Raw genomic sequence first — 19,953 nt, 5'->3', positions numbered from 1 at the left:
GGCAGTCCGGGCTTCATGCTTGCCACTTGCTAGACCGACAGGAGCTTCTCCGCGGCCGCGCCCTCCGGGACCGGCGTCGCGTTCGGGTCGTATCCGGCCATATCGGCTGCGGCCCAGCTCAACTCGCAGAGCGCCCGCCACGCGTCGAGGTCGGCGCCCTCGCCCCTGAGACGGATCACCTTGCCCTCCAAGGTCGCCGTCCACCCGCCGCACTCGATGCGGTCGACCGCGTCGTTCCAGTCGGGCTCGGGGTGCGGCTCGGTCAGGGCCGCCAGGCTCCAGCCGAGGTAGGTCGGCCGCTGCTCGGGCGGCAGCGCCAGCGCCAGGCGCGGCGTGGCGACACCGGTGAACACCAGCAGCGAGTCGATGCCCGCCCGGTTGGCGCCCTCGATGTCGGAATCCGGCCGGTCGCCGACCATGACCGCGCGGGCACCGGGCTTGCGCGCCAGCGCGGACCGGTAGATCCCCGGCTCGGGCTTTCCGGCGACGACGTCGGGGCCGCGGCCCAGGGCCGTGGCGATCGCGCCCGCCAGGGCGCCCGTACCGGGCAGCGGACCGTCCGGTGTGGGCAGGGTGGCGTCGAGGTTCGTCGACACCCAGAGCGCGCCGTTGCGGGCGGCGATGGTGAGGTCGGCGAGGTCCCGCCACGTGAGCGACGGGATCATGCCGTAGCCGATGCCTTGGGCCGCTTTCGGATCCGTGGTCGTGACCAGGCCCTGGGACTCCACGGCGTTGCGCAGGGCTTCAGAGCCGGTCACGAGGATCAGGGCGCCTTCGCCGAGGCGCTCGCGCAGGATCTCGGCCACCACCTGGGCGGAGGTGAGCACCTGGGACTCCTCGGCCGGGATGTCCATGCCGCGCAAGGCTTCGGCGACGACTTCCGGGCTGCGGGAGGCGTTGTTGGTGACGAACACCGGGTCGCAGTCGAGCCCCGGAAGGGCCGCGAGGGTCGCGGCCGCTTCCGGGATCGGCTGACTGAGCAGGTAGACGACACCGTCGAGGTCGAGCAGCGCTTGGTCGTAAGCGCCGCCCAGTGCCTTAGGCGCGCCTTTCAGTCGGGTCATCTGATTCCTCAGCGTCAGGGGTCGACCCGGCGCTGGAGGACGCCGGCGTCGCGAACGGAGTGGTCGAAGGCGGCGCGGGCGTCGTCTCAGTCCTCACGTCGTCCTTGACGTCGGCCTCGGACTCCTCGTCGTCCTCGAAGTCGTCTTCTTCTTCGTCGTCGAAGTCGTCCTCGTCGTCGTCTTCATCGTCGTCGTCTTCATCGTCGTCGTAGTCGTCGTCCTCGTCTTCGTCGTCGAGGTCGTCGTCGTCCTCGTCGTCATCGAGGTCGTCGTCCTCGTCGCGGTCGTCTTCGTCGTCGAGTTCCTCGTCGTCTTCGAACTCGTCGTCCTCGTCGTACTCCTCGACGACGATGCCCTCGAGCTGGAGCAGGCGCTCGGCGGCGCCGGTCTCACCGGTCTCGTCGGCGGCGACCGCCTTCGAGAGCCATTCGCGGGCTTCGTCTTCGCGGCCGTCGGCCAGCAGGCCCTCGGCGTAGGCGTAGCGGAGGCGGGCGACCCACGGCTCGGTCTTCGGCGAGTTGAGCCCGCCGACCTTGAGCATCGCGGTCGCGGCCTCGCCCATGCCCATGTCGCGGCGGGCGCCGGAGGCGACGATGAGCAGCTCGACCCGCACTTCGGGGTCGACGCTCTCGTCGCTGCCGAACTCGCGGTAGAGGTCGATCGCGCGCTCGGGGTGGCCAAGGGCGCGTTCGCAGTCGGCGATCAGGGCGACGTGGTCGTGCGTGCCGCCCAGGCGCTGCGCGGCGCGCAGCTCGTTGACGGCCAGCTGCCACTCTTCGGCGCCGTACGCGGCCACACCGGTGACCTCGCGGACCACTGCCACGCGGGACGCCTTGCGGCGGGCGTAGCGGGCCTGCTCGAGCGCGCCTTCGATGTCGTCCTCGGCGAGGAGGGCGGCAGCGGCGAGGAGCCGGTTGCCGACGGCCTCGGCGAGCTGCTTGTTCAAGCTGCGCAGCCCGGCCTTGGTCTCCTTGTCGAGCTGGTCGAAGCCGTACTCGACGCCCTCGGGAAGGTCGGGCGCCTCGTCGGACTCGCCCATGCGGATCGGGCCTTCGTGCCCGGCCTCGCGCTCCTCGAGCGGACGCAGGTTGTCCTTGCCGCGGCGCTCCTTGCCGTCGCGGCCGAAGCGGTCGTCGCCCCGGTCGTCGCGGCGCGGACGGTCGTCGCGGTCGAACTTGCGCGGGCCCTGGCCTTCGCGGTTCTCGAACTTGCGCGGGCGGTCGTCGTCCCGGCGGGGGCGGTCGTCCCTGTCGAAGCGGCGCGGACGGTCGTCGCCGTCGCGGCGCGGCCGGTCCTCGCGACCCTCGAACCTGCGCGGGCCCTGGCCCTCGCGGTTCTCGAACTTGCGCGGGCGGTCGTCATCGCGGGCCGGGCCGCGGTCGGCACGGTCCTCGAAGCGGCGCGGACGGTCGTCGTCGCGGCGGGGCCGGTCGTCCCGGCTGCCCTCGAAACGACGAGGACCGCGGTCATCGCGGTTGAAGCCGCCACTGCGGTTGTCGCCGTCCCGACGCGGGCGGTCGTCGCGGTTGCCTTCGAAGCGGCGCGGGCCGCGGTCGTCGCGGTCGAAACGACGGGGGCGGTCGTCGCCGTCACGGCGGGGCCGGTCGTCGCGGTTGAACCCGCCGCTGCGCGGACGATCATCGCGGTTGTAGCCACCACTGCGGCCACCGCGGTCGTCACGGCTGTAGCCGCCACTGCGGCCACCGTCGCCGTCACGGCGCGGGCCGCGGTCATCGCGGTTGTATCCGCCGCGGCTGTCGCCATCGCGGCGCGGTCGGTCATCGCGGTTGTACCCGCCACTGCGGCCACCGCGGTCGTCACGGCTGTAGCCACCGCTGCGGCCACCGTCGCCGTCGCGGCGCGGGCCGCGGTCATCGCGGTTGAACCCGCCGCTGCGCGGCCGGTCGTCACGGTTGTACCCACCACTGCGGCCACCGCGGTCATCACGGCTGTAGCCACCGCTGCGGCTGTCGCGGTTAAAGCCGCCACCACGGCTGTCGCCGTCGCGGCGCGGGCGGTCATCACGGTTGTAACCGCCACTGCGGCCACCGCGGTCGTCGCGGTTGTAGCCGCCACTGCGGCCGCCGTCGCTGTCACGGCGCGGGCCGCGATCATCGCGGTTGTAGCCACCGCTGCGGCTGTCGCGGTTGAAGCCGCCGCCTCGGCTGTCGCCGTCGCGGCGCGGCCGGTCATCGCGGTTGCCCTCGAAGCGGCGCGGGCCGCCCCGGTCGTCACGGTTGTAGCCGCCACTGCGGCCACCGTCGCCGTCACGGCGCGGGCGGTCGTCCCGGTCCTCATAGCGCCGCGGGCGGTCATCGCGGCCTTCACTGCGGCCGTAGCCGCCCCGGCTGTCCCCTCGGCCGTCCTGGCGGTTGTACCCGCCGCTTCGGCCCGAACGGTCGCCGTAGCCGCCGCCCTCGCGACGGCCGTAGCCGCCTCGTCGGTCATCTTCACCCTTGCGGGCGCGGCCGTCTTCAGCCACTCGATTCTCCCCCTCTATTCACCGCGACAAAACCAGCCAAGTGTATGCCTCAGCCGACTACCTCGAACCCGGCGACGGTCTTCTTGCCGCGCCGGATCACTCCGTACCGTCCGTGAAGCAGGTCAGAAGGGTCGATAACGGCCGCAGGATCACTCACACGGACGTTGTTCAGGTACGCCCCGCCCTCCTTCGCGGCGCGCCGGGCCTCGCCCAGGCTCGCGACCACGCCGGATTCCTTCATCGCCTCCGCGACGGTCACCCCGGGCTTGGTGAACTCGGCCAGGCCGGCCTCGACGAGCGCGGCGCGCAGCGTCGACTCGGGCAGCTCGGCGAGCTCGCCGCGGCCGAACAGCGCCTGCGAGGCGGCCACCACATGCGCGGTCTCCTCGGCGCCGTGCAGCAGCGTGGTCATCTCCTCCGCGAGCGCCTTCTGCGCGAGGCGCGCGGCGGGCTTCTCGGCGGTCGCCCGCTCGAGCTCCTCGATCTCCTCGTGGGACTTGAACGAGAAGTACTTGAGGTAGCCCGCCACGTCGGCGTCGGCCGCGTTCACCCAGAACTGGTAGAACGCGTACGGGCTGGTCAGCTCGGGGTCGAGCCAGACCGCGCCGCCGTCGGTCTTGCCGAACTTCGTGCCGTCGGCCTTGAGGACCAGCGGGGTCACGAAGGCGTGCACGTGCTCGGAGGCCTTGCGGCGCACGAAGTCGACGCCCGCGGTGATGTTGCCCCACTGGTCCGACCCTCCGAACTGGAGGGTGCAGCCGTGGCGGCGGTGCAGCTCGTAGAAGTCGTTCGACTGCAGCAGCTGGTAGGAGAACTCGGTGAAGGAGATGCCGGACTCGAGGCGGCTCTTCACCACGTCGCGGGCGAGCATCTTCGAGATCGGGAAGTGCTTGCCGACGTCGCGCAGGAACTCCACGACGCCCATCTCGCTGGTCCAGTCGAGGTTGTTGACCGGGACCGCGCCGTTGTCGCCGTCGTAGGTGACGAACGGCGCGAGCTGCGCCCGGATCTTCTCGACCCAGCCGGCCACGACCTCGGGCGGGTTGATGCTGCGCTCCCCCGCCTCCTTCGGGTCGCCGATCTGGCCCGTCGCGCCGCCCACGAGCAGCAGCGGCCGCAGGCCCGCCCGCTGCAGGCGGCTGGCGGTGATGACCTGCATGAGGTGGCCGACGTGCAGGCTGACCGCGGTCGGGTCGAAGCCCACATAGAAGGTCACCGGGCCCGCGTCGATGTGTTCGCGGAGAGCGTCGGTGCCGGTGGAGTCCTGGATGAGGCCGCGCCATGCGAAGTCGTCGAGAATATGCACGCCCCCATTGTGCCCTAGCGGGCGTAACGCTTTTCGCGCTCCGAGGCCGGTCGTGACCCGGGCCGTCAGGCCTCCGCGCGCCGCCCCGCATCGCCGAGCGCGAGGGCGACCTCGATGTGGACGCGCAGCTCAAGGGCCGCGTTGGTCTTCGCGACCTGCTTGGTCGGGCCCTTGCCCTCGGCGGCGACCTGCTCGCCGGAGCCCGGCAGCCGGCCCTCCGCCCGGCACGTGAAGGTCCGCTCGTGCGAGGGACCGTCGACCGAGAACGCCCAGGTGAGCGGTTTGATCAGGCCGCGTGCGGCATAGATCTGGACCGCTTCGGCCGGGTTGACCGCGGCGTCCACGAGGAGCTTCTTCGGCTCCTCCGCGCGCGGTTTGGCCACCGCGTCGGAGGACGGGTCGGGCAGGCCCGCCAGCGCGGCCACGAGCGCCAGGGCGGCTTGATTGCGGGCTTCCTTCTTGTTGCGCTGCAAGCGCTTCGGTGAGTCGACCTGTTCGTCGCCGTAGCGGATGGAGACCTGCGCGGCGAACAGCGGGCCCTCGAAGCCGGGCGCGTCCTCGACGGTCCAGAGCACGTTCGTCTCGTTGCTGACGGGGCCGCCGAGGCGGTCCTGGAGGTAGACGTTGACGATCGACTGGGCCTGCTGCGGCTCGTCGGCGAGCATCCGGTTCATGCGCTCGCGCAGCGGTTCGAACTCGCCGCGGCCGTAGAGGTAGACGGAGGCGAACTCGCGGAGCTGGAGCTCGCGGGCGTCGAGGCGGCGGGCGGTGTCCTCGGCGAGCCCGGTGGGGGTCTCGCCGCGTTCGACGGCGAACTGGAGGACGCGGGCGTACTGCTTGTAGGGCAGGGCGGTGAAGTCGGCGGCTTCGGCGTGCTTCGCGGTCTGCTCGTGGGCCTTCTGCTTGAAGTACTCGGCCTTGGCGCGGCGCTCTTCTTCGACGCGTTCGTTCACGTGCGCGGCGACGGCATTCAGTTCCTCGATGGGGTAAGGGCTCGGCCGGCCGAGGGCGGCGGCGAGGAGGATGCGCTGCACGACGAGGTCGGGGTAGCGGCGGATGGGGCTGGTCGCGTGCGTGTACGCGGGCAGTTGGAGGCCGTGGTGGCCGTGCACGGTGGGGCCGTAGGTGGCGGCGCGGGCGACCATGCGCATGCGGGTGCGGAGCATCTCGAAGGCGGCGCCGTCGCCGGAGGCGGCGATCGAGTCGAGTTCGGCGCGCAGTTCGGCGGGGTCGCCGGCGACGGCGGCGAGGCGGTGGTTGCGGAAGAGGATCGGCAGGTCCTCGCGCACGGCCCAGGCGGCGATCTGCGCGTTGGCGGCGATCATGAACTCCTGCACGATGATGTAGCCGGAGTTGCGCATCGACTGGTCGAGCCGGACGAGCTGGCCCTCCTCGTTGGTGACGAAGCCGGAGAGGAGGTCGTAGAACGCGAGCGCGCCGGCGTTGCGGCGGGCGGCGAGCATGGTCTGGGCGAAGCGCAGGGCGAGCGCGAGCGTGCCGTGGAGCGGGTGGGCGGGATCGCCTGCGGCGCCGGCGGCTTCGCCGTGGGTCATGATCCAGGCCTTGGTGAGGCGGCCGGGGCCGAGTTCGGCGGTGAGCACGTGGCCGGCGGCGTCGAGTCTGAGGTGGACGGCGAAGGTGTCGTTCTCGCGGCCGGGTTCGAGGGAGGCGGCCTCGACCACGGGTGCGGGGAGCATGTGCTTGGTGTACTCGGGCCGGTAGCGGGTGTGGACGCGGCGGTGGGCCTCGGTGTCGGCGCGGCCGCCCGTGATGACGTGGTCGGCGACCCGGGCGATGTGGATCCAGACGTCGAAGCCGTCGCCGTCGGGCTCGATCCAGATGGCGTCGTCGCGATCGACCGTGGTCGCGGCGTCGATCATGATCCCGGTCTCGGCTGGATTGTGCTCGACCAACTGCGCTCCTCGTTCGTCCCGCGCCATATCGTAGCGGGCACCTCACACACGCTCGTATCGCTTCCCCTCGCAGGAAGCGATACCACGCTACGGCACCGTGCAGGTGAACGCCGCAATCGCCGCTCGACCCGTGGCGGTTGCCGTCCCGGGAAGCGTCACGGGGACCGCGAGACGACGGCGGAGGGATCGAGTGCGCTGCACTCGACCCCTCCGTCCGGTCGTTCAGGGGCGCAGGTCCCAGGTCTCCAGGCGTCCGCACATGCCCCACTTGCCTGCGGCGTCACCGGCATTGGCGGCGTGGGCGTCGCAGAGGTGGGTCGCGTCGGCCTTGGCGAGGGCGTCCAGGTGGGCGCCCGTGGCGTCGGCCTGGGCCTTGGGCCCGGCGGCCCAGATCCGCCGCCAGGTCTCGGCCCGGGACGAGACGAGCTGGGCCGCCTTGTCCCACAAGGGCTTCATGGCCGCGGGGCCTTCGGTCTCGACGCGTTCGCGCAGGGCGAGGTAGCCCTCGATCGCGAGGTCCCGGCGGGCCCGGGTGGCTTCGCCGCGTTCCGCCTCCGTGAGTCCCGGGGCGGCCGGTGCCGTCGCGGCGGCGACGTACGCCTCCGTGTCGGCAAGGGTCGCTTCGGGAAAGGTGAACACGGCGTCCCCGGCCTCGGGGATGCCGGCGTTCTGCATGACCACGACGACCTGGAGGTCCCCGGAGCCGTTGACCGCGCGGTGGACCGTCCCGGGGGTGAACCACAGGACGGTACCGCGCTTGAGCTCGTGCCGCTCGTAGCCGTTGCCCGAGAGGGTCTCGACCGCACCGGTGCCGCTGACGACGACGTACCCCTCGGTGGAGGCGGTGTGCAGGTGCGGGCTGCCGCCCGCCTGGCCGTCGGCCGCGGGCCAGTCGTAGACGCTGACGAGGGAGACGGCCGTGCCGCCCGGGAAGCCGCTCATCGCTACCCCAGCCGTTCGAGTTCGGCGGCGGCGAGCGCGGCGGTCTTGGCTGCGCCCTCGATCCCGGTGTCGCCGTTGCAGACGGCGACGGCGTGGCGCAGTGTCACGGTGTCGCCGGGCTCCATCGGCAGCTCGGTGTCGAAGAACGGCGCCGGGCAGACCGCGGCGAACGGGGTCGTGCGGACGAACCACTTGACGGGCGCGGTCGGGTTCTCGGGGTGGTCGGTGAAGACCAGCGTCGAGACGGCGTCGACCGAGTCGTGCTTGCCGCGGTAGGCGAGCCAGTCGCCGCGTTCGCCCATCTTCTCGTCGCCGCCTTCGCCTTCGGCGGTGTAGACGGTGCCTTCGGTGAAGGAGCGCGGGCCGCGCCAGAAGAAGCCGCCGTAGCCCGCGTTGTCGCGCCCTTCGGTGGTGGGGCTGCCCATGACGACCGTGTTCTCGGTGTCGTTGGTGAACGCGGTCGTGAACGAGAGCACCCAGGTGTCGTCGGAGAGGACGGTGACGGCGAAGGTGCGGGTCTCGGAGAAGAAGTGGCGGCCGTCCTGGGTGATCCAGTCGAGGCGCTCGACGGCTTTGACGCCGTTCTCGTCCGAGGTCAGCTCGGTGAACTCCTGGTGGACCATGGCGCCGTCGTTCTTCTCGTCGACGTAGCCCTTGCCGCGGCGGAAGGTCGCGCCGCCCCAGAAGTTCTCCGGGCCCGCGTTCGGCAGGGAGAGCGCGATGCCCTTGTGCCACACGTGGTCGTGCGGGCGGTAGAGGCTCACCTGGTTGCCGGCGAGGTCGTAGAGCGGCTCGAAGTAGGGCCGCGGGGATTCGAACTGGGCGTTGTCGGGGCGGTAGACGTACCGCAGGATCGTCAAGTCGCCCTTGGTGATCGAGACGGCGGTGCCGTTGTCGTCGAGTTGCAGCGTCATCGGTGTGCTCTCCAGTCGTGGCTCGGTTCGGCGGCTCTGTATTCGAGGGCGGTCATTTGCGGTCGGGCCAGGGGGCGCCGGAGCCGTCCATGCGCTGGTAGAACGGCGAGGTCGGGTCGATCTCGCCGGCGCGGACGCGCTTGCCGGTGAAGGCGGAGGCGAAGATCGCGGCGAGGAGTTCGAGGGTGCGGCGGGCGTCCTCGACGGTGACCGGCGGGGCGGCGTTGCCGTCGAGGGCGTCGGCGATGCGCAGGAACTGGGCGTAGTGGCCCGAGGACTTGCCGCGGGGCTCGCCGGCCCAGGCGAGGTTCACTTCCTCTGCGGCCGCTTCGATCGGGTGGATGCTCCAGTTGTCGTCGCCGTAGCCGTAGAGGTGGTCGAGCTCGACGGTGGCGTTGTCGAAGTCGAGCCGGATCTGCGAGACCTCGCGCGGGCTGAGCAGCGAGTTGGTGATGACCACGGACGCGCCGGACTCGAGGGTGACGATCGCGTGCGAGACGTCCTCGGTGTTGGTGATGCGGCGGTGGCGGTGCGCGGTGGCGACCACTTCGGACCAGGGCCCGACGAGGGAGAGCAGCGTGTCGACCTGGTGGATGCCGTGGCCCATGGTGGGACCGCCGCCCTCGGTCTCCCAGCGTCCGCGCCATTCGACCGCGAAGTACTCCTCGGGCCGGTACCAGAGGGTGTCGCATTTGGCGACGGCGAGGCGGCCGAGGACGCCCGAGGCGGTCATGTCGCGCACGCGCTCGGCGGCGGAGCCGAAGCGGTGCTGGGAGATGAGCGCGAAGTCGCCCTTCGAGGCGGACGCCGCGGCCGCGATCCGGTCGAACTCGGCGAGGCTCAGTGCCGGAGGCTTCTCGCAGATCACGCCGACGCCGGCTTCGAGGGCGGCGATGGCCCCGGGCGCGTGGGCCACGGGCGGGGTGCAGAGGTCGACCAGGTCGAGGGGCTCGGCGGCGAGCAGCTCCTCGATGGAGGCGTACCCGCGCTCGACCCCGAACTTCTCCTTGAACGCGTTGAGGCGATCGGTGTCGGGGTCGACGGCCGCGACCAGCTCGATCCGGCCTTGACAGTGATCGCGCAGCTGCTCGGCGTGCAGGTGGGCGATGCCGCCGGTGCCGACTACGGCGAGGCGGTAAGGGGAGGACACAGTGGACTCCTTCGTCACAGGGTCTGTAAACGCTTTCCAGCGTCTGGTTGAATACTAGCCGACAACGGTTGCGGCAGTGATTTGGGTCGCCAAGGCCCGGGTGCCCGGCTCCAGGCGGCGGGTGCCGGTCACCTCGACGCGCAGCGCGGCCACGGTGTCCGCGGCCGAGCGCGCGAGGCGCAGTTCGAGCGCCCCCGCCTCGACGGTCCACTCGCCGTCGACGCCCACGAACGCGGCCAGGTCGACGGGCATGGCGAAGCGGGCCTCGCGGACCTCTCCGGGATCCAGGTCGAGCCGCGCGAAGCCGACCAGGCGCTGCACGGGCCGGACCGCGGAGGCCACCGGGTCGTGGAGGTAGAGCTGCACGACCTCGGTGCCGCGGCGCTCGCCGGAGTTGCGCACACACACCGCGAGCTCGACGGTCCCGTCCGGAGCGACCTCGGCGCCGGAGACGAGCGCCGCCTCCTCCCAGGTGAACTCGGTGTACGAGAGGCCGTGGCCGAAGACGTAGCGGGCCGTCGGGTCCACCGACGAGACCGAGGAGCGCCGGGCCAGCTCCGGGGCGAGGTAGGTGGCGGGCGGGGAGTCCGGGCGCGCCGGGACGCCCGCGGGCAGGCGGCCCTCGGGCTCGGCCGCGCCGGTGAGCACTGCGCTGATGGCGCTGGCGCCCTCCTGGCCGGGCAGGAACGCCTGCACGATCGCGGCGGCCCGGTCGGGGGCCGTGCCGAGCGCGTACGGGCGGCCGGAGATGACGACGACCACCGTGGGCGTGCCGGAGTCGAGCACCGCTTCGAGCAGCTCCGCCTGGCGGCCCGGCAGCGCGTGCGTCGCGGCGTCGCAGCCTTCCCCTGAGGTGCCCCGGCCGAAGAGCCCGGAGCGGTCGCCGACGGCGACGATCGCGAGGTCGGCAGCGGCGGCGGCGTTGGCCGCCGCGGCGATCTCGGCGTCAGAGGCGTCGAGGACCGAACCCGCCGCGAGGTGCTCGATGAACGCGGCCGGGAGGTCCGCGGCAAGCCGTTCGGCGAGCGTCGCGATCGCGACGCCCATGTCCACGTGCGGGTACGGGTCGTCCGAGTCGATGGACGCGGCGTCGTTGCGGCCGTGGTGGTTCGGGAACGCATAGCAGCCGAGCATGACGGCCTTGTCGTCCGCGACGGGCCCGACGAGCGCGATCCGCCCGGGCTCGGACCCGAGCGGCAGCGTGCCGTCGTTGGCGAGGAGCACGATCGACTTGCGGGCCACCTCGGCGGCCAGCGCGCGGGCGTGCGGCGGGTCGAGGTCGATCGCCGCGGCGGGCTCGGGGAGCTCCTCGAGCAGGCCGAGCCGGATCTTCTGGGTGAGCACGCGCTCCACGGCGCGGTCGATCACGCCTTCGTCGATGCGGCCGGCGGCGACGGCGGACTGCAGGGGCTCGCCGTAGCAGTCGACGCTCGGCAGTTCGACGTCCACGCCGCCCGCGAGGCCGAGGACGGCCGCTTCGGCGCGGTCGGCGGCGACGCTGTGGAGGGAGTTGAGGAAGTTGACGCCGAAGTAGTCGGAGACCACCGTGCCCTCGAAGCCCCATTCGTCGCGCAGGACGCCCTGCAGCAGTTCAGGGTTGGCGTGGGAGGCGACGCCGTCGTTGGCGGCGTAGGAGGGCATCACGGAGCCGGCGCGGCCGATGCGCACGGCCATCTCGAACGGGGTCAGATAGGTCTCGGCGAACTGCCGGGGGCCCACGTAGACCGGACCGAAGTTGCGGGCCGCGTGCGAGGCGGAGTAGCCGGCGAAGTGCTTCAGCGTGGCGATGATCCCGGAGTCCTGAAGGCCCGCGACGTACGCGGTGGCGAGCGTGCCCGTCAGGTACGGGTCCTCGCCCATCGTCTCCTCGGTCCTGCCCCAGCGCGAGTCGGCGACGACGTCCAGTACCGGGGCGAGGCCCTGGTGGACGCCCACGCTGCGCATGGTGACGCCGATCTGCTGGGCCATCGCGCCGATGAGCTCGGGGTCGAAGGTCGCGCCCCAGGCGAGGGCGGTCGGGAAGATGGTCGCGCCGTGGGCCATGAAGCCGGTGAGGCATTCCTCGTGGGCCAGGGCGGCGATGCCGAAGCGGCTGGAGGCCTGGATGCGGCGCTGCAGGGCGGCGAGGTTGGCCGCGCCTTCGGCGGCCGCCACGGGGGCGGAGCCGAAGGGGCGGGTCAGCTGGCCCAACCCGTGCGCGATGGCCTCGTCCTCGGAGACCCCGCTGCTCTGCTCGCTCTGGTGCGGGGCCATGTCGGCGGCGTCCGCGTCGACGCCGCGCCACAGGCTGTACAGCTGCGCGCATTTCTCTTCGAGCGTCATCCGCTTGACGAGACCGGCGGCGCGTTCGGCCGCGTCCGCGGGGGTGTCGGTGTCCATGCTGCTCCACTCAAGCGGCCCGGAGCATGGGAACTGCTGGTTCCGGGCCGATAGTTTCTGAAACTTTTCTGATCGTTTTCGATACAGGTTTGCACACCATAACATTGATGACGGGCTACTTCTAGGCTTGATTTCGGCGTGGGATGCGTTTGCCCAGGACGTTTTATCGAGCAAAGTTCTCGAAAGTTTCGGGTGGAATCCGGGAGCCCAGGGGCACCGCTATAAGATGTCGGCACTACGGTTGGGCAGGAACGACCAGGAGGACCCTTGAGCGAAGACGAACACGGGCGCATCACGATCCGCGCGATCGCCGACGAGGCCGGCGTCAGCGTGCCGACGGTCTCGCGCGTCATCAACGGCCGCTCGGACGTCGCCCCCGAGACGCGCAAACGCGTCGAGGAACTGCTGAACGAGCGCGGCTACCAGCGCCGCCGCTCCACCCGCGCCCCCAGCCGCGCGCGCCTGGTCGACCTGGTCTTCAACGAACTGGACAGCCCCTGGGCCGTGGAGATCATCCGCGGCGTCGAGGACGCGGCCCACGCCGCGGGCGTCGGCACCGTCGTCTCGGCGGTGCACCGCCGCCGCGCCTCGACCGAGCAGTGGCTGGACAACCTCCGCACCCGCGCCTCCGACGGCGTCATCCTCGTGGTCTCACAGCTCGCGTCCCCGATCCTGGAGCAGCTGCGGCACCTCGGCGTCCCGATGGTCGTGCTCGACCCCTCCGGCGGCCCGACGATGGACGCCCCGGCGATCGGCGCCACCAACTGGGCCGGCGGCCTGGCCGCGACCGAGCACCTGATCTCCTTGGGCCACACCCGCATCGGCTTCATCCACGGCCCCAAGCAGGTGCTCTGCTCCCGGGCGCGCTTCGACGGCTACCGCGCCGCCCTCGACGCGGCCGGCCTCACCTACGACCCGACCCTGATCTACGACGGCGACTTCTACCACCAGTCCGGCTTCGACGCCGCGTCCTCGCTCCTGCGCCTGCCCGAGCCGCCCACCGCGATCTTCGCCTCCTCGGACCAGATGGCCTTCGGCGCCTACGAGGCGATCCGCCAGGCCGGCCTGCGCATCCCCGAGCACGTGAGCGTCATCGGCTTCGACGACCTCCCCGAGTCGCGCTGGACCAGCCCGCCGCTCACCACCGTGCGCCAGCCCCTCGCCGAGATGGGCGCGCTCGCCGCCCGCACGGTCCTGGAGATGGCGGCCGGCAACGAGATCGACTCGCCCCGCCTCGAACTCGCCACCGAGCTCGTGGTCCGCGAATCGACCGCGCCCCTGACCTGAGTCCGTCAGGACTCCGGGTCGTAGTAGAGGACGCGGACCTCCTGCGCGCAGCGGCAGGCGGCGGCGATCTTCGCGGCCCACGACAGGGCGTCTTCGTGCGCTTTCACCTCGATGACCGAGAAGCCGCCGAGGACCGCCTTGGCCTCCGGGAACGGCCCCTCGCTGACCGTGCCGTCGGTGTCCACGATGGCGGCAGGCCGGCGTTCCAGCCCTGCGCCGAAGATCCAGACGCCGGCTTTCTTCGCCGCCTCCACCACCGCGTGCGAATCCCGGCTCGCCGCGGCCAGCTCCTCCTCGGTGAGCGCGTCCATCGCGCCGTCGTCGAACGAGATCAGGTATCGAATCATGTCAACGCCTCCTGTCCGGCGCCGACGGTGATGCACAGCGCCCCGTCCCGATCGTACGGACGGGGCCCGACACCGTCCCCGGTTCAGGCGTTGGGGGCCACGTCGGTGCCCGCGCCGCGCTTGCGGGGCTTGACCGCCTCGCGGACCGCCTCAGGGGCGGACTCCAGGCCGAGCGGCACGAGACCCGCGTCGGCGATGAGCGCGAGGTCGTCCTTCGCGGCCTGGCCCTCGCTGGTGAGGTAGTCCCCCAGGAAGATCGAGTTGACGACCTGGAGGGCCACGCCCTGCATCTGCCGCAAGTGGACCTCCCTGCCCGCCGCGAGCCGCACCTCAGCGGCCGGGTTCGCCAGGCGGACCATCGCGAGGATGCGCAGGCACCGGCGCGGGTCGAGCTCCCACGTGTCCTCGAGCGGCGTGCCGTCGAACGGCAGCAGGAAGTTCACCGGAATCGAGTCCACGTCGAGTCCCCTGAGCCCCAAGGCGACCGAGACGAGGTCCGCGTCCGACTCGCCCATGCCCGCGATGAGGCCCGAGCACGGGGACAGGCCCGCGCCGTGGGCGGCGTTCACCGTGTCCACCCGGTCGTTGAAGGTGTGGGTCGAGCAGATCTCGGCGTACGAGTCCTCGGAGGTGTTGAGGTTGTGGTTGTACGCGTCCGCGCCGAGATCGGCGAGGCGCTCGGCCTGGCCGTCCTTGAGCAGGCCCAGGCACGCGCACACCTCGACGCCCGGGGCGGCGTTCTTCACCGCGGCGATGGTCTTGCCCACGCGCTCGACGTCCATATCGGTCGGACCGCGCCCGCTCGCGACCAGGCACACGCGCGAGGCCCCGCCCGCGACGCCCGCCGCGGCCTGCTCGGCAGCCTGCTCGGGGCTCAGCCACGTGTACTTGAGGACGTCGGCCTTCGATCCGAGCCGCTGCGAGCAGTAGTTGCAGTCCTCGGGGCACAGCCCGCTCTTGAGGTTCACCAGGTAGTTGAGCTTGACCGTGTTCCCGAAGTGGCGGAAGCGAAGCCGCGCGGCCGCCGCGACCACGTCCATGAGCTCGGCGTCCGCGCTCGCCAGGACCGCTTCGAGATCGGCGGCGGCGGGGGCCTCCCCCGCGTCGGCGGCGGCGGACAGGCGGCTGAGGGCTTCGTGCACTGCGGTCATGGCAAAAATCTTGCCACAGCGAAGAGCCGGGAACGTTTCGCATGGTTCACGCCCATTGCGTGCAATACGCATCGGGCATCACACTCAGACCGCAGCGTCGCCATCTGGATACACTTGCTACAGTGGGTGGTCGGTGCTGCGAAGAACGCGGCGGGCTGGTGGAGGTCCCCCCTGCTCGCGTTTCACACGACGAACCGCTCGAGCCATCCGGAGAGAACCAACCGTGCCGATCGCACCTGGACAACCGGCGTTGATCGCCGTCGCAGTCGCGACCCTCTGGGCCCAGCCCTCGGCCCCAGGGCCGGAGGACCGCCTCGCACTCGGCGTGCCGTCCGCAATCCGCGAATGGGTCGCCCGGCTCACCAACGACATCCGCGCCAACGGCCTCAAAGGGCGCGTGCGCACCCAGTGCCTCCTCGGCACCCGCGTCGAGGTCCGCCAGATCGCCGACGGCTGGGCCGAAGTCTCCTGCCTGCAGCAGGACACCACCGGCTGGGTCCCGCTCGACCAGCTCGTGCACCCCGCCGAAGGCGACACCGAGGGCGTCGAGCACTTCGTGAGCGCCACCGCGACCGCCGTGCGGGACGAACCTGGCGGCGACGTCGCCATCCCGGGCGTCACCCTCGGCACCCGCCTGCGGGTCGTCGGCGCCGCCTACCGCGGCTGGGTCCCCGTGGGCCTGCCCGGGCCGCGGCAGCCCGGCTGGGTCCCCCAGCGCGACCTCGCCAACGAGCCCGTCGCGGCGCTGTCGAAAGCGGATTCGCCCTCGACCTCGCTCATCGCGGCCGGACTCGACGCGGTGAAACTCGCCCAGCAGCTCCTGGAGATCCCGTACCTCCACGGCGGCGTCAGCGCCTACGGCATCGACGCCCCCGGCCTGGTGTGGATCGTCTACCGCCAGCTCGGGATCGACGTGCCGCGCTTCAACGACGCGCTCATCGAGGCCGGCGAAGCGGTCGAGTTCGAGGACCTCCACCCCGGCGACCTGGTGTTCATCGAGCACGGCGGCGACCCGAGGACCCCGGCGATCATGGCCGAGCGCAGCCAGTCGGACCTGCCCGAGGTCATCTTCTCGTCCTCGGTCTACGGCAAGGTCGTCGTCGAATCGCTCAAGGACTCCGAGCTGGCGGGCATCACCGCCTGCCGCCGCCTGCCCGTGCAGGCCTGAAACGTCACAAGCGGAACGGCCCGCCTTCCCTTTCGGGGAGGCGGGCCGTTCCGCTTGCTGTGCTCACTGCTCGGCAGCGCTACTTCTCTGCGGCGGCCACGGCTTCGGGAGCGGCGGCTTCCATTTCGGCCTCGGACTCCGCGAAGAGCTCCTTGAAGGTCTTGCCCTGGCGGCGCAGCAGGATCCAGTTGGCCAGCACGACCGCGGCCAGCACGCCGGCGATGATGCCGAGCGAGATCGCGGTCGGGATGTGCGGCATCCACTCGATGTGGTGGCCGCCGTTGATGAACGGCAGCTGGTTCTCGGCCAGGCCGTTCATGACGAGCTTGACGCCGATCCAGCCGAGGATCGCGGCCAGGCCCAGGTGCAGGTACTTCAGCGACTTGAGCATCGCGGCCAGCAGGAAGTACAGCTGGCGCAGGCCCATCAGCGCGAAGATCGTGGCGGTGAAGACCAGGTACGGCTCCTGGGTGAGGCCGAAGATCGCCGGGATCGAGTCGAGGGCGAACAGGATGTCCGTCGAGCCGATCGCGATCATCGCCAGCAGCAAGGGCGTCACGAACTTGACGCCGTCGATGCGGGTGAAGAGCTTGCTGCCGTGGTAGTCGGCGCTGACGCGCAGCTTCGACTCGGCGAACTTCATGAAGCGCGACTTCTCGTAGTGCTCCTCTTCCTCGTCGCCTTCGTGGGCGTTCTCGCGGAGCTGCCCGATCGCGGTCCAGATGAGGATCGCGCCGAAGATGAGGAAGACCCAGCTGAACTTCGCGATGAGCACGGAGCCCACCGCGATGAAGCCGCCGCGGAGGACGATCGAGAGGACGATGCCGACGAGCAGCACCCGCGACTGGAGCACCGCCGGGACCCGGAAGCCCTGGATGATGAGCAGGAAGACGAAGAGGTTGTCGACCGAGAGCGCCAGCTCGGTCAGGTAGCCGGCGTAGAACTCGCCGCCGAACTGCGCGCCCTGGGTGACCAGCATGATGACGCCGAAGAGCAGTGCGGCACCGATGTAAACGCCGGCCCAGGAGGCCGCTTCTTTGGTGGAGAGCTTGTGGGGGTTGCGGATGGCCATTGCGAGGTCGAGCACGACCACGGAGGCCAGCACCACCATCGTGAGGGCCCATGCCCACGCGGGGAGGTCCAATGTGTTGCCTTCCTGATGCCTTTGGAGGGTCACATGGTCTCTCCCGGTCCTTGCGGACCAGCGCCACCGGGGACCGATCGCGGTCCCGTGCATTGACGACGACGCTAACAGCGGGAACCGCTGCGGGATACTCCCCACATACCTGATTCTGAACAGACGGGACTATTCTGCCTGCCGGAAGCCGACTTGTCATCAGTCGGGTATGTGACTTCACTCTCGACAGTGCGCTGGGTGGTGTCATTGTGGCGGAAGCTGTGGAAGGCTCCGCTCATGGTTCTCGAAGTCGCTGAAATCAAGGTCACCCCAGGGCAGGAGGACGCCTTCAAGGAGGCGTACCGCTCCGCCCGCGAACTCGTGAAGGTCTCCCCGGGCCTGCGCACCATGCGCATGACGCAGGGCATCGAGTCGCCGAGCCGCTTCGTGCTCCTCATCGAGTGGGACTCCGTCGAAGCCCACGAGCAGGGCTTCCGCGAGACCGACCGGTATTTGAAGTGGCGCGAGGCCATCGGCCCGTACTTCGCCCAGCCCCCGCTCGTGGAGCACTTCGAAGACGTCGACTAGACAGCAAAGCAACGGCAAATTGCAGCGAGCGGACCGCGCCCGAGGGCGCGGTCCGCTCGCTTCGTTCTAGGCCCCTGCCTCATCGATCTGGCGGAGTTCGCGTTTGAGATCGGTGATCTCGTCGCGGTAGGCGGCGGCGAGTTCGAACCTGAGTTCCCTTGCGGCCGCGAGCATCTGCTCGTTGCGCTCGTCGAGCTGCTTGAGGATCTCGGAGCGGACCTTGCCGGCGCCCTGCTCCCGCTTGCCCTTCGGGAGGGTCGCCCACGGGTCCTCCTCGACCAGCTTCGCGGTCTCGGCGGCCGACTCGTACAGGTCCTCCATGATGTCGCCGATGCGCTTGCGCAGCGGCTGCGGGTCGACGCCGTGCGCCTTGTTGTAGGCCACCTGCTTCTCGCGGCGCCGGTCGGTCTCGTCGAGCGCCGCCTTCATCGAGTCGGTGAGCTTGTCGGCGTACATGAGCACCGTGCCCGAGACGTTGCGGGCCGCGCGGCCGATCGTCTGGATCAGCGAGGTCCCCGAGCGCAGGAACCCCTCCTTGTCCGCGTCGAGGATCGCCACCAGGGAGACCTCGGGCAGGTCGAGGCCCTCCCGGAGGAGGTTGATGCCGACGAGCACGTCGTAGTCGCCGCGCCGCAGCTCCCCCAGCAGCTCGACCCGGCGGAGCGTCTCGACCTCGGAGTGCAGGTAGCGGACCCGGATGCCGTTGTCCATGAAGTAGTCGGTGAGGTCCTCGGCCATCTTCTTGGTGAGGGTCGTGACGAGCACGCGCTCGTTCTTCTTGGCGCGCTCGTTGATCTCGTACATGAGGTCGTCGATCTGCCCCTTGGTGGGGCGCACCTCCACGTGCGGGTCGACCAGGCCGGTGGGGCGGATCACCTGCTCAACGAACTGGCCCTTGGTCTGCTCCAGCTCCCACTTTCCCGGCGTGGCCGAGAGGTACACGGACTGGCCCACGCGCTCGCGGAACTCGTCGAAGCGCAGCGGCCGGTTGTCCAGCGCGCTGGGCAGCCGGAAGCCGAAGTCCACGAGGTTGCGCTTGCGCGAGGCGTCGCCCTCGTGCATCGCGCCGATCTGGGGGATCGTCTGGTGCGACTCGTCGACGATGGTGATGAAGTCGGACGGGAAGTAGTCGAGCAGGGTGTGCGGCGGGGTGCCCGGGGCGCGGCCGTCGATGTGCCGCGAGTAGTTCTCGATGCCGTTGCAGGTGCCGATCTGCTTCATGTTCTCCAGGTCGAACACGGTGCGCATCCGCAGCCGCTGGGCCTCCAGGAGCTTGCCCTGCTCCTCCAGCTCGGCGAGTCGGTCGGCGAGCTCGACCTCGATGTCGCGGATCGCGCGGGCCATGCGCTCGTTGCCCGTGGCGTAGTGCGAGCCGGGGAAGATGAGCACCCGGTCGACCTCGCGGATCACGTCGCCGGTGATCGGGTGCAGGTAGTAGAGCCGTTCGACCTCGTCGCCGAACATCTCGATCCGGATCGCCAGCTCCTCGTAGGCCGGGATGATCTCGATCGTGTCGCCGCGCACCCGGAAGGTGCCGCGGGTGAAGGCGACGTCGTTGCGGCCGTACTGGACGTCCACGAGACGCCGCAGCAGCTTGTCGCGGTCCCACTCCTGGCCCACGGCGACCTCGGTGGCCTGCTCCAGGTACTCGGCGGGGGTCGCGAGGCCGTAGATCGCCGAGACGGTGGCCACCACGACGACGTCGCGGCGGGTCAGCAGCGAGTAGGTGGCGCGGTGGCGCAGCCGCTCGACCTCCTCGTTGATCGAGGCGTCCTTCTCGATGTAGGTGTCGGACTGCGCGACGTACGCCTCGGGCTGGTAGTAGTCGTAGTACGAGACGTAGTACTCGACGGCGTTGTTCGGCAGGAGCTCGCGCAGCTCCTTCGCCAGCTGCGCGGCGAGGGTCTTGTTGTGGACCATCACCAGCGCGGGCCGCTGGAGCTTCTCGATGAGCCACGCGGACGTGGCCGACTTGCCGGTGCCGGTCGCGCCGAGCAGGACCACGTCCCGCTCGCCCCGTTCGACGCGCTCGGTCAGCTGGGCGATCGCGGTCGGCTGGTCTCCCGACGGCTCCCAGTCGGCTACCACCTCGAAGCGCCCTTCGGCGCGGGGAATATCGAATGCCACGGACCAACCGTAGCGCCG

The 19,953-nt window shown here is 70.7% G+C and carries 15 protein-coding genes; 3 read left to right on the top strand and 12 right to left on the bottom strand.

Annotation, left to right across the window (positions count from 1 at the left end):
• Positions 1–29: 29 nt before the first annotated feature.
• From AB0I03_RS17240 to AB0I03_RS17205, 8 genes are all read right to left on the bottom strand, one after another.
• Positions 30–1,064, bottom strand: a complete 1,035-nt coding sequence (locus AB0I03_RS17240) for an HAD-IIA family hydrolase (protein ID WP_360413542.1) — start codon at positions 1,062–1,064, stop codon at positions 30–32.
• Positions 1,039–3,546: a hypothetical protein gene (locus AB0I03_RS17235; RefSeq protein ID WP_360413539.1), complete on the bottom strand. Its 2,508-nt coding sequence runs from the start codon at positions 3,544–3,546 to the stop codon at positions 1,039–1,041. Before AB0I03_RS17235 ends, AB0I03_RS17240 begins: the two co-directional genes overlap by 26 nt.
• Before the next feature lie 49 nt (positions 3,547–3,595).
• Positions 3,596–4,852, bottom strand: a complete 1,257-nt coding sequence (tyrS, locus tag AB0I03_RS17230) for a tyrosine--tRNA ligase (protein ID WP_360413536.1) — start codon at positions 4,850–4,852, stop codon at positions 3,596–3,598.
• A gap of 65 nt (positions 4,853–4,917) precedes the next feature.
• The gene (locus AB0I03_RS17225) at positions 4,918–6,765 is read right to left on the bottom strand and encodes an RNB domain-containing ribonuclease (RefSeq protein ID WP_360413533.1); all 1,848 of its coding nucleotides are present in this window, start codon (positions 6,763–6,765) and stop codon (positions 4,918–4,920) included.
• A 222-nt stretch (positions 6,766–6,987) separates the two neighbouring features.
• Entirely contained in the window at positions 6,988–7,707 is a 720-nt protein-coding gene (locus AB0I03_RS17220; protein WP_360413530.1) for a cupin domain-containing protein, read from the bottom strand.
• A gap of 2 nt (positions 7,708–7,709) precedes the next feature.
• Positions 7,710–8,621, bottom strand: coding sequence for a PmoA family protein (locus tag AB0I03_RS17215; protein ID WP_360413527.1), 912 nt, complete (start codon positions 8,619–8,621; stop codon positions 7,710–7,712).
• Between the two features lie 52 nt (positions 8,622–8,673).
• A complete protein-coding gene (locus tag AB0I03_RS17210) occupies positions 8,674–9,771 on the bottom strand; it encodes a Gfo/Idh/MocA family oxidoreductase (protein WP_360413524.1) in 1,098 nt (365 codons plus the stop codon).
• A gap of 54 nt (positions 9,772–9,825) precedes the next feature.
• Positions 9,826–12,150 (bottom strand): glycoside hydrolase family 3 N-terminal domain-containing protein, encoded by a 2,325-nt coding sequence (locus tag AB0I03_RS17205; protein ID WP_360413521.1) that lies wholly within the window; start codon positions 12,148–12,150, stop codon positions 9,826–9,828.
• A 267-nt stretch (positions 12,151–12,417) separates the two neighbouring features.
• Between AB0I03_RS17205 and AB0I03_RS17200 the strand changes: the two genes are divergently transcribed.
• Positions 12,418–13,437 (top strand): LacI family DNA-binding transcriptional regulator, encoded by a 1,020-nt coding sequence (locus tag AB0I03_RS17200; RefSeq protein ID WP_360413518.1) that lies wholly within the window; start codon positions 12,418–12,420, stop codon positions 13,435–13,437.
• A 5-nt stretch (positions 13,438–13,442) separates the two neighbouring features.
• On the opposite strand, the gene AB0I03_RS17195 is transcribed toward AB0I03_RS17200, so the two are convergent.
• Both AB0I03_RS17195 and bioB read right to left on the bottom strand, forming a co-directional pair.
• A complete protein-coding gene (locus AB0I03_RS17195) occupies positions 13,443–13,784 on the bottom strand; it encodes a YciI family protein (protein ID WP_360413515.1) in 342 nt (113 codons plus the stop codon).
• Between the two features lie 83 nt (positions 13,785–13,867).
• Positions 13,868–14,935, bottom strand: coding sequence for a biotin synthase BioB (gene bioB / locus AB0I03_RS17190; protein ID WP_360413512.1), 1,068 nt, complete (start codon positions 14,933–14,935; stop codon positions 13,868–13,870).
• A gap of 223 nt (positions 14,936–15,158) precedes the next feature.
• Here bioB and AB0I03_RS17185 point away from each other — a divergent pair, with 223 nt between their 5' ends.
• Positions 15,159–16,103 (top strand): NlpC/P60 family protein, encoded by a 945-nt coding sequence (locus AB0I03_RS17185; RefSeq protein WP_360413509.1) that lies wholly within the window; start codon positions 15,159–15,161, stop codon positions 16,101–16,103.
• Positions 16,104–16,182: 79 nt separating this feature from the next.
• Here AB0I03_RS17185 and AB0I03_RS17180 read toward each other — a convergent pair whose 3' ends face one another.
• Complete coding sequence (locus tag AB0I03_RS17180; protein WP_360413506.1) at positions 16,183–17,247, bottom strand: TerC/Alx family metal homeostasis membrane protein; 1,065 nt, start codon at positions 17,245–17,247, stop codon at positions 16,183–16,185.
• Between the two features lie 270 nt (positions 17,248–17,517).
• Between AB0I03_RS17180 and AB0I03_RS17175 the strand changes: the two genes are divergently transcribed.
• Positions 17,518–17,808, top strand: coding sequence for an antibiotic biosynthesis monooxygenase (locus AB0I03_RS17175; RefSeq protein ID WP_360413503.1), 291 nt, complete (start codon positions 17,518–17,520; stop codon positions 17,806–17,808).
• 66 nt (positions 17,809–17,874) lie between these two features.
• Here the strand turns inward: AB0I03_RS17175 and uvrB are convergent, their stop codons facing one another.
• On the bottom strand, positions 17,875–19,935 hold the full coding sequence (gene uvrB, locus AB0I03_RS17170; protein ID WP_360413500.1) for an excinuclease ABC subunit UvrB: 2,061 nt from the start codon (positions 19,933–19,935) through the stop codon (positions 17,875–17,877).
• Positions 19,936–19,953 lie beyond the last annotated feature (18 nt).

The organism is Glycomyces sp. NPDC021274 (assembly GCF_040641195.1).
Taxonomy (GTDB): Bacteria; Actinomycetota; Actinomycetes; order Mycobacteriales; family Micromonosporaceae; genus Glycomyces.
This window is presented reverse-complemented; position numbering and strand designations above follow the sequence as displayed.

Bases quoted from the DNA above. Each gene is read 5' to 3' on its own strand.
- AB0I03_RS17240 (WP_360413542.1), bottom strand. From the start codon at position 1,064: ATGACCCGACTGAAAGGCGCGCCTAAGGCACTGGGCGGCGCTTACGAC.
- AB0I03_RS17220 (WP_360413530.1), bottom strand. From the start codon at position 7,707: ATGAGCGGCTTCCCGGGCGGCACGGCCGTCTCCCTCGTCAGCGTCTAC.
- AB0I03_RS17215 (WP_360413527.1), bottom strand. From the start codon at position 8,621: ATGACGCTGCAACTCGACGACAACGGCACCGCCGTCTCGATCACCAAG.
- AB0I03_RS17205 (WP_360413521.1), bottom strand. From the start codon at position 12,150: ATGGACACCGACACCCCCGCGGACGCGGCCGAACGCGCCGCCGGTCTC.
- AB0I03_RS17195 (WP_360413515.1), bottom strand. From the start codon at position 13,784: ATGATTCGATACCTGATCTCGTTCGACGACGGCGCGATGGACGCGCTC.
- bioB (WP_360413512.1), bottom strand. From the start codon at position 14,935: ATGACCGCAGTGCACGAAGCCCTCAGCCGCCTGTCCGCCGCCGCCGAC.
- AB0I03_RS17175 (WP_360413503.1), top strand. From the start codon at position 17,518: ATGGTTCTCGAAGTCGCTGAAATCAAGGTCACCCCAGGGCAGGAGGAC.